The sequence below is a fragment of the Dickeya fangzhongdai genome, from assembly GCF_002812485.1.
GTDB lineage: Bacteria > Pseudomonadota > Gammaproteobacteria > Enterobacterales > Enterobacteriaceae > Dickeya > Dickeya fangzhongdai.
The window spans coordinates 2,000,730-2,015,352 of the sequence record NZ_CP025003.1; the positions used below are offsets into that span (position 1 = coordinate 2,000,730).

Sequence of the window (14,623 nt, forward strand, 5' to 3'; positions counted from 1 at the left end):
AATCAGTGTAGTCAGTGTTTGGCAAAGCGTCGCTGACGGCGGGCGCCGGCGGTTTGCGCCAGCCTAGCCAATCTTGCGCCGAAACAGGGCGTAGGCGGCGCTGCCGGTGGTGGCGGTGATTGCCAGCAGCGGCCACACCCCGCGCCAGACCACGGCCAGGCTGGCGTTTTTCAGATATATCTGTTTGGTAATATCGGTGAAATGGCGCACCGGGTTGACCCAGGTAAGCTGTTGCAGCCATAACGGCATATTCTCGACGGGCGACACGTAGCCGGACAACAGAATGGCGGGCATTACGAAGACAAAGACGCCGATGAACGCCTGTTGCTGGGTGGAACAGAGCGAAGAAATCAGCAGCCCGAACCCTACCAGCGACAGCCCGTACACCAGCATGCTGAGGTAGAACAGCAGCAGCGAGCCGGAAAACGGGATGCGGTAGGCGAGGATGCCGGCCGCCAGCACGATGCTGGCCTGAACGGTGGCGACAATCAGCGCCGGCACCGCCTTACCGACAAAGATCTGCCCGGTGGACAACGGCGAAACCAGCAGCTGTTCCAGCGTGCCCTGTTCCCGTTCGCGCGCCACCGACAGCGCGGTGACGATCAACACGCCAATGGTGGTGATCAGCGCCACCAGCGACGGCACCACGAACCATTTGTAGTCCAGATTCGGGTTGTACCAGTGACGAATCACCAGCTTGCTCTGGTGCGTCAGCGCCGGATCGTTCAACTGCTCTAACTGATAATCCTGCACGATCTGTTGTACATAGCGGGCGGCGATCTGGGCGCTGTTGGAGTGGCGTCCATCGAGCAGAAGCTGGATGCTGGTCGGCGTGCCGCTGACCAACTGGCGCGAGAAATCGGGCGGGAAGCGCACCAGCAGCAGCGCCCGCTGGTTATCGATCGTGGGCGCGATGTCCTGCGGGTTGTGCAGGGTGATGACCCGAGAAAAGGCGCTGGCGCTGGCGAAACGCTGCGTCAGCTCCACCGAAGCCGGGCCGTTGTCTTCGCTGTAAATGGCGAGCGTGGCGTCGGTGACGTCCAGCGTGGCGGCGAACGGGAACAGTAACACCTGCAGCAGCACCGGCAACACCAGAATGGCGCGGGTTTGCGGCTCGCGCAGCAATGACTGAAGCTCTTTGCGGATCAGCGTCCACAGACGATGCAACATACTCTTTTCCCTCATCAGCGTGCCGGCATACATCCGGCACGGCCCGGTGGATGAATTACCGCACCTAATCCAGTCGGCGGCGGGTTTTCCAGGCGGTCAGGCCGATGAAAAACACCGCGGACGTCATTAAAAACAGCAGGTTCATCAGCAGCACGCTACCGATATTCCCGGCCAGAAACAGGGTTTGCAGCGTGCTGACGAAATAGCGGGCGGGGATCAGGTACGACACCGCCTGTACCGGCACCGGCATGCTGTGGATTTCGAAAATAAACCCGGACAGCATTACCGCCGGCAGAAAGGCGGCGTTGAGCGCCACCATCGCCGCGTTGAACTGATTACGGGTCAGGGTGGAAATCAGCAACCCCATCCCCAGCGTACTGGCGAGAAACAGGCTGCTCAGGCCGAACAGCAGCCACAGCGAGCCGCGATAAGGCACCCCCAGCACAAACACCGCCACTACTACGCACAGGGCCATAGCGATCATCCCCAGCACGTAATAGGGGAGCAATTTGGTGAGCAGCAGTTCGGCGCGGGTGACCTGCGTTGAAAGCAGCGCTTCCATGGTGCCGCGTTCCCACTCGCGGGCGATCACCAGCGAGGTCAGGATCGCGCCGATCACTGTCATGATGATGGTAATGGCGCCGGGAATGATGAAATGCCGGCTGATGGCGGCGGCGTTGAACCAGTAGCGGGTCTGCACCTCAATCAGCGGTTGATAGCGGCCGCCGTGGTCCTGCGCGTATTGCTGCTGCCAGAGTTGCCACACCCCCTGAGCGTAGCCCTGCACGAATTGCGCGGTATTCGGCTCGCTGCCGTCGGTGATGACCTGAATCGGCGCGCGATCCTGCGGGTGCGCCAGCCGTTTGGCGAAGTCGGCCGGGATGACCACCAGACCGCGAATCTGCCCGGCCTGCATCCGTGCTATCAGCGCCGGGCGGTTATCGCTGAGGGTGACGGACAGAAAGGGCGAGCCGGTAAAGGCGCGCGCCAGGCTATCGGCCTCGGCGCTGTGTTGCTCCATCAGTACGCCGACGTTCAGGCGGCTGGAGTCGAGGTTGATGCCGTAGCCGAAGATGAACAGCAACAACAGCGGGATGACGAAAGCGATCAGCGCGCTGCTGGGGTCGCGCAGGATCTGGCGGGTTTCCTTCAGGCACAGCGCGCGTAAGCGTCGCCAGGAAAAACGTTTATCGTCAATTGGTGGTGACATGGCCGGCCTCCTGATCATAGGCCTGCACCAGCGTGATGAACGCCTGCTCCATGGTCGGCTCCGGCGCGTCGTCGCTGGCGGCCTGACGTTTCAGGTCATCCGGCGTGCCGCTGGCGATGAGCCGGCCGCGGTACACCAGCCCGATGCGGTCGCAGTATTCGGCTTCGTCCATAAAATGGGTGGTGACCATCACCGTCACGCCTTTGTCCACCATGCCGTTGATGTGTTGCCAGAACTCCCGGCGGGTAAACGGGTCGACGCCGGAGGTGGGCTCGTCAAGAAACAGGATGTCCGGTTCGTGCATCAGCGCGCAGGCCAGCGCCAGCCGCTGGCGGAAACCGAGCGGCAGCGCGTCGGGCGTTTGCTGGAAGATCGGATGAAAGTTGAACGCCTGCGCCATACTGTCCACCTTATCCTGCTGATGCTGGCCGCGCAGGCCGTAAACGCCGGAGAAAAAGCGCAGGTTTTGTTCCACGGTCAGGTTGCCGTACAGCGAAAATTTTTGCGCCATGTAGCCGAGATGCTGTCGCGCCCGGCCGGAACGGGTCTTGAGGTCCATATCCAGCACCAGCGCCTGACCTTCGGTCGGCGTCAGCAGGCCGCACATCATGCGAAAGGTGGTGGATTTCCCCGCGCCGTTCGGCCCCAGCAGGCCGAAGATTTCACCGCGGCGCACCTGAAAATTCACCCGGTCGGTGGCGGCGAAATCGCCGAATTTCTTGGTCAGGTTCCGCGCTTCGATCACCGTCTCCCCGCGGTGAGTGTCCAACTGCGGCAGAATAGCCGCCAGCGACGAGGTGGCGCTCGGCCCGCCGCCCAGCAGGTCGATGAACGCATCTTCAAAGCGCGGCGCGGTGTCCTGCACGCTGTCCGGCGGCAATTTGAGGGCGTGCAGCAGCGCGGCGCGATCCGCCTGCGGTTTCAGAATCAGCCGCACGTAGCGCCCCTGAATCACGCCGTCGCTCACCTGCGGCTGACGCAGCGCCTGTTGCAGTAGACGGCGGTGGTTGCTGCCCGGTTGGTCGAGCAGCAGGCAGCGGCCCGCCATCCGCTGCGTTAGGTCGGCGGGGGCGCCCCGGTAGAGCAATTCGCCTTCGTTAAGCAGCAGCACGTCGCGGCACTGTTCGGCCTCGTCCAGATAGGAGGTGCTCCACAGAATCAGCATGCCGTCGTCCGCCAGTTCATGCACCATCCGCCACAGTTCGCGGCGGGAGATCGGGTCGACGCCGACCCCCGGTTCATCCAACAGCAACACGCCGGGCTGCCCCAGCAGGGTGCAGGCCAGCCCCAGTTTCTGCTTCATGCCGCCGGAGAGTTTGCCCGCCAGCCGGGTGGTGAAGCGGGTGAGGTCGGTAAACTGCAACAGCCGATCAAAGGTGGCGCGCCGGATGTCGCCGGTGATGCCGCGCAGGTCGGCGTACAGCGTCAGGTTTTCCATCACGGTGAGGTCTTCGTACAGGCCGAATTTCTGCGGCATGTAACCGAGCCGGGCATGTAACTGGCGGTCATCGGCGATCGGGTCCAGCCCCAGCACCCGAATCGTGCCCGCGCTGGGCGTCAGCAATCCGGCCAGCATGCGCATCAGCGTGGTCTTGCCGGCGCCGTCCGGCCCCACCAGCCCGGTGACCGCGCCGGCGCGAATCTCGGCGCTCAACTGCGCCAGCGCCGGTTTCGTCATGCCGTCGAAGCGTTTTTCCAGCGCGTCGAGGCGGATCAGCGGCGGGTCACTGGTCATGGCGCGACCGATCCTGCACCAGCGTGAGGGTCACCGGCATCCCCTGACGCAGACCGTCGTCCGCGTCGCTGACGATGATGCGCAGCCGGTACACCAGGTCGGTGCGCAACTCCGTAGTTTCGACATTTTTCGGCGTAAATTCGGCGCTGGGCGACACAAAGCCGATTCTGCCGTGATAGGGGCGGTTCGGGCGGCCGTCGGTGTAGATCAGCACCTCGCGCCCGGGCGCGGCGCGGCCCAACTGGGTTTCATTGACGTAGGCGCGAATCCATACCGGCTGGGTCAACGACAGGGTAAAGACGGTGCTGCCGGCGCTCAGCATGCTGCCGGCTTCGGCGGCCCGGGTCAGAATCACGCCGGGAGAGGGCGCGTACAGGCGCGTATCCTGCAGACTGAGTTGCGCCTGCGCTTCAGCGGCCTGCGCCTGCGCCAGCGATGCTTCGGCGGCGGCTATTTCCTGCGGCCGGTTGCCGCGCTCATATTGGCTCAGCTTTTCCCGCGCCGCCTGCAACGTCGCCTGCGTTTGATTGCGGGTGGAACGGGCGTCTTCCAGCGCGTTGGCGGCCAGGGTGTGTTGCTTCCACAGGCCAAGCTGGCGCTGGTAGAAGCTGTTGGCGTAGTCGTAGGCGGCCTGCGCCTGCTCCAGTTGCGAACGCACCTGGGCGATTTCCTCGCTGCGGTAGCCTTCCCGCAGCAGCGCCAGTTGCGCCTGCGCGCTGGCTACGCTGGCTTTTTCCTGCCGTAGCGCGTTCTGCTGCGGCGCGTTATCCAGTCGGGCCAGCAACTGCCCCGGCTGGACAACCTCCCCTTCATCCACATTTAGAGCGGTCAGGCGTCCGCTGACCCGGAACCCCAAATTGACGCTGCGGATATCCACATTACCGTACAGCGTCAGCGGCGCATCCTGCTGGCTACGGTAGTGCATCAAGCCGTAGCCGGCGGTGGTGACGGCGAACAACGCCAGCACCAACCATACCCCTGTTTTTTTATTCATAGCGCTCCCGATATGACTTCGTGTTATTGCCGATCCCGCTATTACGACGACATCACTTAAGAATAATCCGATATTCAACAGATTGCCGTGTTCTGACTGACGGCGTGCTGATTCAGCGCGGATATGCGCTGCCGTGGCAGGAGAGAACCGGCTTTTTAATCAGTAAACGATTGATATCCATGAAGAGCACGGCCATTTTGCGCAGAATGCGGAGGATAAAATGTGATCGACAGATAAAAATTCCTCAAACAAGCGATTTTCTGTTACAATCGCGCGCAGTCACGCACCGTAGTTTGTGCCCATTCATCTGGAGTCAGCGTTGTAAGGCGTGTACGCCGACGCGGCGCTGAACCCATCTGTTGTCACCCTGAAAACTGCACCGGCGGATGCCGGGTAGGGTGAATCTGGAGTTGTTCTCGTTATGTCTTTTGAATCTCTCGGCCTGAGTGCCGATATTTTGCGCGCTGTGGAAGAACAGGGCTACCGTGAGCCGACGCCGGTTCAGCGTCAGGCGATTCCGGTGGTGCTGGAAGGGCGCGACCTGATGGCCAGCGCCCAGACGGGTACCGGCAAAACCGCCGGCTTCACCCTGCCGCTGCTGCAATTGCTGAGCCACCGTCCGTCGCAGGCGAAAGGCCGCCGTCCGGTGCGGGCGTTGATCCTGACGCCGACCCGCGAACTGGCGGCGCAGATCGGCGAAAACGTGCTGGCGTACAGCAAATACCTGCGTCTGCGTTCGCTGGTGGTGTTCGGCGGCGTCAGCATTAACCCGCAGATGATGAAGCTGCGCGGCGGCGTCGATATTCTGATTGCCACGCCGGGCCGTCTGTTGGATCTGGAGCACCAGAACGCGGTCGACCTGTCGCAGGTGGAAATTCTGGTGCTGGATGAAGCCGACCGTATGCTGGATATGGGCTTTATCCACGACATCCGCCGGGTGCTGGCGAAGCTGCCGCCCAAACGTCAGAACCTGCTGTTTTCCGCCACCTTCTCCGACGAGATCAAGGAACTGGCCGGGAAGCTGCTCACCAATCCGGCATCGGTGGAAGTGGTGCGCCGCAATACGCCGTCCGAACTGGTGACGCAGCACGTGCATTTCGTGGACAAGAAACGCAAGCGCGAACTGCTGTCGCTCCTGATCGGCAAACACAACTGGCAGCAGGTGCTGGTGTTTACCCGCACCAAGCACGGCGCCAACCATCTGGCGGAACAACTGAATAAAGACGGCATCACCGCCGCCGCTATCCACGGCAACAAGAGCCAGGGGGCGCGTACCCGTGCGCTGGCTAATTTCAAAGACGGCGACATCCGCGTGCTGGTGGCGACCGACATCGCCGCCCGTGGGCTGGATATCGACCAGTTGCCGCATGTGGTGAACTACGAGCTGCCGAATGTGCCGGAAGATTACGTGCACCGTATCGGCCGTACCGGCCGGGCGGCATCGACTGGCGAGGCGTTGTCGCTGGTGTGCGTCGATGAACACAAACTGCTGCGTGATATCGAGCGTCTGCTGAAGCGGGAAATCCCGCGGATGGAGATTCCGGGTTATGAGCCGGACCCAACGATCAAGGCCGAACCGATCCAGAACGGCCGGCAGGGCGGGCGCGGTGGTCGCGGCGGCGGTGCGCCGCGTCAGGGCGATCGTCCGCAAGGCGAACGCGCATCCGGACGCCCGCAGGGCGACCGTCCTCATCAGCCGCGTCGTGATGGCGCAGCGCGCCCGGCCGGACAGCGCCCGGAAGGGCAATCCGCCCGTCGTCGCCCGCCGCGCAAGCCTGCCGGCGGCCAGTAAGCGGGTTACCCGGCAAGGTCGGGTCGCTATCCGGTCACGCAGCAAACAAAATAGCTACCCGGTCGGGTAGCTATTCGTCGGCAAACCTTGTTATCCAGTCAGTTATCGCCCAGGTCGTCTTCCCATGATGAGAAGACGACCGTTTACGCGGCGGTTTTCGCCACCGGTTGCGGCCGGGGGCGATAAAACATCACCGCATTGCCCGCCAGAATCAGCAGTAAACCCAGCACGGCGTTGCTTCGCCATACGTACCCTTCGTACAGGGTGGAGGCGGAGAGCGCGACCAACGGAAACAGCAAGGTGGCATAAGCCGCCTGGCTGGCGCCGATACGCCCAACCAGCGCGAAGTAGGCGCCAAAACCAATCACCGAGCCGAACAGCGCCAGGTAAGACAGCGAACCGAGATAGCGCAGCGAGAATTCCGGCGTAAAGCGGTAACCCAGCAGCAGTGCGATGAAACCCATCGCCAGCGCGCCGTACAGCATGCCCCAGCCGTTGGTGGTCATGATGTCCCGGCCCATGCGTTGATGCTGGGCGCTGATGATGTTGCCGAGCGAAAAGCAGTAGGTGGCGATCAGGCTCATGCCGACCCCCCACAGCAATTGTGGGCTGCTGCCAAGTTGTAGCAGATCGTGCCAGAACAGCAGGATGATGCCGGCCAGCCCCAACGGCGCAGCCAGCTTCACGTTGCGGCTGAGACGGGTGCCGAAAAACAGCCGGCTGTTGAAGGCATTGAACAGCACCGCCATCGAAAAGATCACCGATTCCAGCCCGCTGGGGATCCAGGCGACGGCATGATAAAAGCAAAAGAAATTTATGCCGAAAACCGTCACCCCCTGAGCCATACACAGCAAATGCGCGCGGCCGCTCAGCGGGCGCAGGCGACGAGTCAGGATCAAAAACGCCATTAACAACGCCGAAGCGATGGCGAAACGCCAGAAAATCGACACTTCTGGCGGCACGCTACCTTGCTGTAGACTGATGGCGATCCAGGTGGTGCCCCAAATCAGCACCACGGCGCAATAAAGCAGGCTATTCATCGTCAGACTCCGCTAATAATCAATTTCACGAACAATCAATTTCACAAACAGTCAATTTCACAAACAGTCAATTTCACAAACAGTTTCACCGGTAATTCCGCAAACAATCCGCAAGCAACCGTAAACATTGAGTATCTGGGATTGGCAGGGCGGCGGCTGTCAGCAGCTTGCGGCGAGTAGCAGAATCCTGCGGTTTTTTATTTCAAACGGCTTCCAGCACCGACAGGGGGCGACCTGCGCCGCACCCCGCCGCAGCACGTTTTCCTTCAGATTACGCAGAATAACGCCAGGGCTATCGATCGGTGGTTGGCGGGGCGCCAGAGTCCGGCACGAGCCGTCGCCGCCGTTGGTAAGTGAGCGATTTCGTTCATTAAGATGGGTTCAGGGTTTATTGCGCAGTCTTCTTGTCCGGCAACGCTTCGATGGTGGTAATCGACGCATTTTCTTCATACGAGTGTCATCTGGAAAGGATAGGGTTCGCTCAGATTGTTGATCGATAACGGTCATGATGATGACAAGGAACCACCCTATGCTGACTCAGGCGGAAGAGCGTCAGGCGAAAATCGTTGAATTTTTGCGCGAAGAGAATTTTGCTGATTTGCGCACGTTAACGGATCGATTCGAGGTTTCGGTCGCCACCGTTCGTCGGGACCTGTGCGATCTTGAGGAAGCCGGATTGCTGCGCAGAACGCATGGCGGCGCGGTCAATATCAATCAGGTCGCGCTGGATGCGACGAACGAGGCCCGCGCCGTCTGGAATCAGGCGGAGAAGGCGGCCATCGCCGCCGCCGTCGCCGGCATGATTGCCGATGGCGACACCGTGCTTCTGGATGCCGGTACGACCGCGCTGGAAGTGGCTAAAAAGCTCGTTGGTCGTCGAAGTCTGACGCTGATCTCGAATGGCCTTGACATCGTTGCTGAATTTTCGCGCAGCGAGGGGCAGAGCATTTACTCGGTCGGGGGAGAATTTACCGCCACGAACCGCTCATTCAGAGGGCCGCTGGCCGAGTATTTCATACGGCAGTTCAATGTCGACAAACTCATCCTGAATGCCGCATCGATCGACGTCGACCGTGGTTTGATCTGCACCTCATCGCCAGTGAATGCGAGCGTCGCGCGAGCCATGATCGACGTGTCGAACCGCGTCATTGTTGTGGCTGACCACTCGAAATTCACGAAATCAAGCCTCTCGGTCATCACCCGGATAGAAGACGTGGGCGTCATTGTTACCGATGCCGGCGCCCGCAGCATCATCGACACCGTACCTGAGAAACTGCGCAAGAAGTTTGTCATCGCGCACTGAAATCCGGCCCTCTGGTCGGCGGACATGGGGATCCGGCTGAACCGCCCGGACTAATCCGGGTACGACGGCTCGCTTAAGTATCTTCCGGCACGCGTTTCTGTACGGGGGAAATCGCTGCCATCCCGGCGGTGATGGGTAGTGAAAAAAGAACAATCGCGGGCACGGCTCGACGGACCTGCTTACTTAAGGAGTGGTTTGGATGAAGATACGCATTTTTATTGCTATGGCGGCGTTGATCGCCGTCTCCCTTGCAGGCGGCGCGGCCGCTCAGGAAGACAATCGTCCTGAGTTACGGATCGCGGTTCAGAAAAACCCGGAGACGCAGGAGCCGGTTGACGCGGCGTCCAACGTCGCTTTTCGCAACAATCCCTCGATTCACGAGACGCTGCTGAAACTTGACCTTGATGGTCACTTCTCGGTGCAGCCGAACCTGGCGACCTCGTGGCGATGGGTAGACGACAAAACCCTCGACATCACGCTTCGCAAAGGCGTCATTTTCCATGACGGCCGTGAGATGACCGCTGACGACGTGGCCTTTTCGTTCGGGCCGCAACGTTTGACCGACCCGCAGGCACCCGGTTATCCCACCTATCTGACCAGCTTCAGCAGCCTTGCTCATGTCGAGGTTGTGAATCCGCAAACTGTCCGTTTCGTCACCAAGTTTAAGGATCCGATCTTGTTACAGCGGCTGGCCAGCTATGCCGCGGTGGTCATCAGCAAAGATGCCTGGGTCAAGATGGGCGGCGACTGGGCGAAGTGGAAGCAAAAGCCGGTCGGCGCCGGCCCCTACAAGGTTCTCGAATCCGTCGCTAACGATCATGTCACGCTGGTCGCTCACGACCGGTATTTCGGCGGAAAGCCCAACGCGAAGCGCGTCACCTTCAAGGTGGTGCCGGAAGTGTCATCTCGTATCGCCGGTCTTCTTGCGGGCGACTATGACATCGCGACCGATCTGCCGCCGGACCAGCTCGACGTGGTGAACAAGTCCGGCACTGCGACGATCGTCGGAGGTCCGGTTCCAAACAACCGCATCCTCTTTTTCGACAAATACAACCCTGCGCTCAAGGATCCGCGCGTGCGTCAGGCGTTGATTCTTGCTATCGACCGTCAGGCGATCGTCGACACCATCTGGAACGGCCTGACCGTGGTCCCGAACGGCGAGCAGTTCAAGGAGTTCGGCCCCATCTACCTGAAGGACCGGCCAAAATATGAATACAACCCGGAAAAAGCCCGACAGCTCCTAAAGGAGGGCGGCTACAAGGGCGAACCGATCACGATCCGCTCGCAGAACAACTATTACACGGCGGAAAACCCGGTCAGCGAAGCGGTCGTCGCCATGTGGCAGGCGGTTGGCGTCAACGCCAAACTGGAGTTTGTTGAAGCCGGTAAGCTCTTCGATAACGCCAGCGGTCGGACGACCGGCAACTGGTCCAGCACCGCGGTCATTGCCGATCCTTACGTTTCCATCTACTCGCTGTCGTTCGCCAGAACCGCAACGATGGGCACGCAGAAGATCTGGATCAATGACGAATTCGACGCTCTTGGCGCGAAGCTTGAACAGGCCGTAGCTCCGGCGGATCGCGCCAAAATCTTCTCCGACATGCTGGACATCATTGAATGGAAGGACCCAGGCATCACGGTTCTTCACCAGAACGCCGTCTTCTTCGGCGTCGCCAAAAAGGTGAAGTGGAAACCGCAGCACGCCTTCGCGATGGATCTGGGGCCGCAAAACCTGTCCTTCGTCAATGCCGCCGGGTGAGGTTGTCGCAATGCGCAAATCCGTTCTCACTATTCAAGACTTGAGCATTTCCTTTCCCGCCGCAAAGGGCAGGACGACGCCGGTTAAGTCGGTATCCTTTGACGTCAGGGAGGGCGAAATCCTGGGGATTGTGGGGGAGAGCGGTTCCGGAAAATCGCTGTCGTGCCTCGCCGTTGCCGGTCTGCTGCCGGCAACGGCCCTGGCTTGCGGTTCGGTCGCCATCGGCGGTCGGACGTTCGCCGCCGACTACCTGCAACAGGCGCTGGCGTCGAAACAACTTGCGCCGATCGGCATGATTTTTCAGGAACCGGTATCCTGCCTCAATCCGGTACGCACCGTTGGCGAGCAAATCGCCGAGGCGGCGCGAAGTGCCGGGCACGATGCGGAGCAAGCCCGCCAGATCGCGCTGCAACTCCTGAAAGACGTCGCCATCGACGAGCCGGAGAGGCGTTACCATGACTACCCTTCGCAATTTTCCGGCGGCATGTGCCAGCGCGTGATGATCGCCACGGCGCTGGCGCTGGAGCCGCAGCTCGTCATCGCCGACGAACCGACGACCGCACTCGACGTCACGGTTCAGGCTCAGGTGGTGTCGCTGCTGGTGTCGCTGGTGCGCAACCGCGGTATTGCCATGATTTTCATCAGCCACGACCTTGACCTGATCGCGGAGGTCTGCGATCGCATCGTCGTGATGTACGGCGGCGAGATCATGGAAGTCGGCACGACTGAAAACATCTATGAACGACCGAGCCATCCCTACACCCGGCTTTTGCTGGACGCGATGCCAGGGCACGGCGAACCGCTCACCCGACTGGTGGAAATGCCCCACAGCTGGCGGCTCGACGCTGCCGTATCCTTAACCTCAGCGGAGCGCTTACCATGAGTTTGAACGCGCCAGGCGGGACGACAGTCCTTGAAGCCCGCGATCTGAATTTCACTTACCCCGCTGGATTTTCTCTTCTGCCGGGCAAGCGGGCGGGTCACCATGCCGTCCGCGGCGTTTCCCTCGCGCTTGGTCAGGGTGAAACGCTCGGTCTGGTCGGCGAGTCTGGATGCGGGAAATCGACCCTCGCCGCTCTGCTGTGCGGCGACCGCCAGCCGGATAGCGGCACGCTGGAACTCTTCGACGCGCCCTTCGCGGGCTATCTCAGGCCGAATCGCCGGCGTCTGGCCCGCGTTCTTCAGGTCGTCGCACAGGATACGCTCGGCGCTTTCGACCCGCGTCATCCCATCGGTCGGCAGATTGAAGAGGTGCTGCTGATTCATGCTATCGGCAGCAAGAGCGAGCGGCGCGATAGGGCTAAAGAAGCGCTCGGCGCCGTTGCGCTGCCGGGCGCCATGCTGGATCGCTATCCGCATCAGATGTCGGGAGGGCAGCGGCAGCGCGCCGCCATCGCCCGGGCGCTGGTGACCGAACCCAACATCCTGCTGTGCGATGAACCCGTTTCGGCGCTGGATGTGTCGGTGCAGGCTCAGGTGCTCAATCTCCTGCTCGACCTTCAGCAGAAGCGCGGTCTGTCAATCCTGTTCATCAGCCACGATGTGCGCGTGGTGCGCCATGTGTCGCATCGGGTCGTGGTGATGCAGGCCGGTCGCGTGGTGGAAAGCGGGCCGACGTCAACCGTCTTTGCCGCACCGTCCGACCCTTATACCGCGAAGCTGCTTGCCGCCGTGCCGAAAGGCAAGCGTCGGGCAACGTCTGCGGATACGGCGTGCAGCCGCTCAATACTGGCGGAGGCGAGAGCATGCTGAACATCATGACCGGCTCATTGTTGCGCGCGATATTGACGGTTTTCCTGGTGGTGACCTTTACCTTCGTCATGCTTCGCATCAGCGGCGACCCGATGACGTCACTCCTCGGCGTCGAAGCCCCGCCGCAGGTGGTCGACATGCTGCGCCAGCAATGGGGCCTGGATCGTCCCGTGGCCGAGCAGTATTTCACCTATCTCGGCCGTATGTTGAGCGGCGATTTCGGTACCTCGCTGCGAAGCGGTCAGGACGCGCTTGCCATCATCATCGAGAAGGTTCCGGCGACGCTGCGGCTGATGGCGGCCGCGCTGGTGCTGGCGCTGGCGGCGGGTGTCCCGTTAGGTATCGTCGCGGCACGGTATCGCGGCGGCGTTGTCGACCGCGCGGTGATTAGTCTCGCCGTGCTGACGCACTCTGTGCCGACCTTCCTGACCGGCATTCTCCTGATCCAGCTGTTTGCCGTAAAGCTGCGGCTTCTGCCTTCTGGCGGCGGGGCGACGCTCGCCCACATGGTGATGCCCACGCTGGTGATCGGGCTTTACAATGCCGGCGTCATCGCGAGGTTCGTTCGCTCAAGCGCGCTGGAGGTGAGTGGGCAACGTTACATCCTCGCCGCCCGGGCGAAGCGTGTATCGGAGTGGGGGATCATCGTGAGGCATGTGATGCCGAACGCGGCGCTTCCCTTGCTGACGCTGCTTGGATTCCTGCTCGGCGGAATGATTGGCGGCTCCGCGGTGGTTGAAGCGGTATACGCCTGGCCCGGCGTCGGCTTGCTGCTGATCAGTTCGGTCGCTTCCCGCGACGTCGCGGTGGTTCAGGCGATTGTCATTCTCATCACCGTCGCTATGGTCAGCGCAAATCTGCTGGTCGATTTCCTGCATGTGATGGCCGACCCCCGCCTGCGCTACGCGAAACGTTCTTGAAGGAGGGACTCATGGCCGATATCTCCCCTGCGTCGCCAAAGCTGACTTCCGGCTTCTTCGCCAGACTCCCGCGCATTCATCCGCTGTTGGCGGTATGCGTGCTGGTCATCGTGTTTACCGTCGGTGTTGCGGTATTCGCCGACGCGCTGGCGCCATACGGCTTTGCGCAGATCGACCTGAGGGCACGCAAAATGCCGCCACTCCACGTCGTGGCCGGTTCCACGCACTGGCTCGGCACCGACGAGATGGGGCGCGACATTCTAAGTCGCATTTTCTTTGCGCTGCGTATGAGCATGTTGATATCGCTCGGTGCGTCGATCATCAGCATGATTATCGGTACGGCGCTGGGCCTCATCGCGAGTTTCCGGCGCGGTTTTGCCGACGCCATCATCCGGGTGGCGGTCGATTTTCAGGCGTCGATGCCGTTTATCATCATCGCCCTCACGGTGCTGGCGTTTCTCGGCAACAGCCTCACGCTGTTCATCTGCCTGCTCGGTTTGTTTGGCTGGGAACGGTTTGCACGTCTGACGCGGACCATGGCCGGGCTTGAACTGGCAAAGCCCTATATCGCCGCGTTGCATCGCAACGGCGCAGGCAGTTTTCGTATCGCGATGGTTCACGTACTTCCCAATATCCTTGCCGTCGTGCTGGTGACATTCACGGTGGTGATGCCTGAAATCCTCATTCTGGAGTCGTCGCTGAGTTTCCTTGGCCTCGGCGTACAGCCGCCACAGGTCAGTCTGGGGTCGTTGGTCGGCGCCGGCCGCGACTACATCATGACCGAGTGGTGGATCGCTATCGCGCCAGGCGTGGTCATCTTCGTCCTGTCGCTAACCATCAGTCTTATCGGCGACCAGCTACGCGACATCTTCGACCCGACGCTGAAGTGATCGAAACGCGCGGATTTCACCGCGCAGCGCCGTTGAGCGAAACAATGCTAAACGAAAG

Annotated in this window: 12 protein-coding genes; 7 read left to right on the forward strand and 5 right to left on the reverse strand. The window is 61.2% G+C overall.

The genetic code is table 11. The annotated features are described in order from the left end of the window. Positions 1–63: 63 nt before the first annotated feature. The 4 genes from CVE23_RS09085 to hlyD all read right to left on the reverse strand — a co-directional run bounded on the left by CVE23_RS09085 (position 64) and on the right by hlyD (position 5,109). On the reverse strand, positions 64–1,170 hold the full coding sequence (locus CVE23_RS09085; RefSeq protein WP_100850444.1) for an ABC transporter permease: 1,107 nt from the start codon (positions 1,168–1,170) through the stop codon (positions 64–66). Positions 1,171–1,234: 64 nt separating this feature from the next. After that, on the reverse strand, positions 1,235–2,380 hold the full coding sequence (locus CVE23_RS09090; protein WP_049854315.1) for an ABC transporter permease: 1,146 nt from the start codon (positions 2,378–2,380) through the stop codon (positions 1,235–1,237). Next, the gene (locus CVE23_RS09095) at positions 2,364–4,115 is read right to left on the reverse strand and encodes an ATP-binding cassette domain-containing protein (protein ID WP_100849368.1); all 1,752 of its coding nucleotides are present in this window, start codon (positions 4,113–4,115) and stop codon (positions 2,364–2,366) included. Before CVE23_RS09095 ends, CVE23_RS09090 begins: the two co-directional genes overlap by 17 nt. Further along, entirely contained in the window at positions 4,105–5,109 is a 1,005-nt protein-coding gene (hlyD, locus tag CVE23_RS09100) for a secretion protein HlyD (protein ID WP_100849369.1), read from the reverse strand. The genes CVE23_RS09095 and hlyD overlap by 11 nt, the downstream gene beginning before the upstream one ends. A gap of 421 nt (positions 5,110–5,530) precedes the next feature. Here hlyD and rhlE point away from each other — a divergent pair, with 421 nt between their 5' ends. Next, positions 5,531–6,901, forward strand: coding sequence for an ATP-dependent RNA helicase RhlE (gene rhlE, locus CVE23_RS09105; protein WP_038918712.1), 1,371 nt, complete (start codon positions 5,531–5,533; stop codon positions 6,899–6,901). A 143-nt stretch (positions 6,902–7,044) separates the two neighbouring features. On the opposite strand, the gene CVE23_RS09110 is transcribed toward rhlE, so the two are convergent. Then, positions 7,045–7,941, reverse strand: a complete 897-nt coding sequence (locus CVE23_RS09110; RefSeq protein ID WP_100849370.1) for a DMT family transporter — start codon at positions 7,939–7,941, stop codon at positions 7,045–7,047. 529 nt (positions 7,942–8,470) lie between these two features. Here CVE23_RS09110 and CVE23_RS09115 point away from each other — a divergent pair. From CVE23_RS09115 to CVE23_RS09140, 6 genes are all read left to right on the forward strand, one after another. Then, entirely contained in the window at positions 8,471–9,244 is a 774-nt protein-coding gene (locus CVE23_RS09115; RefSeq protein ID WP_038918714.1) for a DeoR/GlpR family DNA-binding transcription regulator, read from the forward strand. A gap of 199 nt (positions 9,245–9,443) precedes the next feature. After that, positions 9,444–11,003: an ABC transporter substrate-binding protein gene (locus tag CVE23_RS09120; RefSeq protein ID WP_100849371.1), complete on the forward strand. Its 1,560-nt coding sequence runs from the start codon at positions 9,444–9,446 to the stop codon at positions 11,001–11,003. 10 nt (positions 11,004–11,013) lie between these two features. Continuing rightward, positions 11,014–11,886 (forward strand): ABC transporter ATP-binding protein, encoded by an 873-nt coding sequence (locus tag CVE23_RS09125; protein ID WP_038920923.1) that lies wholly within the window; start codon positions 11,014–11,016, stop codon positions 11,884–11,886. After that, on the forward strand, positions 11,883–12,755 hold the full coding sequence (locus tag CVE23_RS09130; RefSeq protein WP_038918716.1) for an ABC transporter ATP-binding protein: 873 nt from the start codon (positions 11,883–11,885) through the stop codon (positions 12,753–12,755). The genes CVE23_RS09125 and CVE23_RS09130 overlap by 4 nt, the downstream gene beginning before the upstream one ends. Continuing rightward, positions 12,749–13,675, forward strand: coding sequence for an ABC transporter permease (locus tag CVE23_RS09135; RefSeq protein ID WP_038918717.1), 927 nt, complete (start codon positions 12,749–12,751; stop codon positions 13,673–13,675). Before CVE23_RS09130 ends, CVE23_RS09135 begins: the two co-directional genes overlap by 7 nt. Positions 13,676–13,686: 11 nt before the next feature. Beyond that, positions 13,687–14,565: an ABC transporter permease gene (locus CVE23_RS09140; protein WP_038918718.1), complete on the forward strand. Its 879-nt coding sequence runs from the start codon at positions 13,687–13,689 to the stop codon at positions 14,563–14,565. Positions 14,566–14,623: the final 58 nt, after the last annotated feature.

Bases quoted from the DNA above. Each gene is read 5' to 3' on its own strand.
- CVE23_RS09130 (WP_038918716.1), top strand. From the start codon at position 11,883: ATGAGTTTGAACGCGCCAGGCGGGACGACAGTCCTTGAAGCCCGCGAT.
- CVE23_RS09140 (WP_038918718.1), top strand. From the start codon at position 13,687: ATGGCCGATATCTCCCCTGCGTCGCCAAAGCTGACTTCCGGCTTCTTC.
- rhlE (WP_038918712.1), top strand. From the start codon at position 5,531: ATGTCTTTTGAATCTCTCGGCCTGAGTGCCGATATTTTGCGCGCTGTG.
- CVE23_RS09120 (WP_100849371.1), top strand. From the start codon at position 9,444: ATGAAGATACGCATTTTTATTGCTATGGCGGCGTTGATCGCCGTCTCC.
- CVE23_RS09095 (WP_100849368.1), bottom strand. From the start codon at position 4,115: ATGACCAGTGACCCGCCGCTGATCCGCCTCGACGCGCTGGAAAAACGC.
- CVE23_RS09115 (WP_038918714.1), top strand. From the start codon at position 8,471: ATGCTGACTCAGGCGGAAGAGCGTCAGGCGAAAATCGTTGAATTTTTG.
- CVE23_RS09110 (WP_100849370.1), bottom strand. From the start codon at position 7,941: ATGAATAGCCTGCTTTATTGCGCCGTGGTGCTGATTTGGGGCACCACC.
- CVE23_RS09085 (WP_100850444.1), bottom strand. From the start codon at position 1,170: ATGTTGCATCGTCTGTGGACGCTGATCCGCAAAGAGCTTCAGTCATTG.
- CVE23_RS09135 (WP_038918717.1), top strand. From the start codon at position 12,749: ATGCTGAACATCATGACCGGCTCATTGTTGCGCGCGATATTGACGGTT.
- CVE23_RS09125 (WP_038920923.1), top strand. From the start codon at position 11,014: ATGCGCAAATCCGTTCTCACTATTCAAGACTTGAGCATTTCCTTTCCC.
- hlyD (WP_100849369.1), bottom strand. From the start codon at position 5,109: ATGAATAAAAAAACAGGGGTATGGTTGGTGCTGGCGTTGTTCGCCGTC.
- CVE23_RS09090 (WP_049854315.1), bottom strand. From the start codon at position 2,380: ATGTCACCACCAATTGACGATAAACGTTTTTCCTGGCGACGCTTACGC.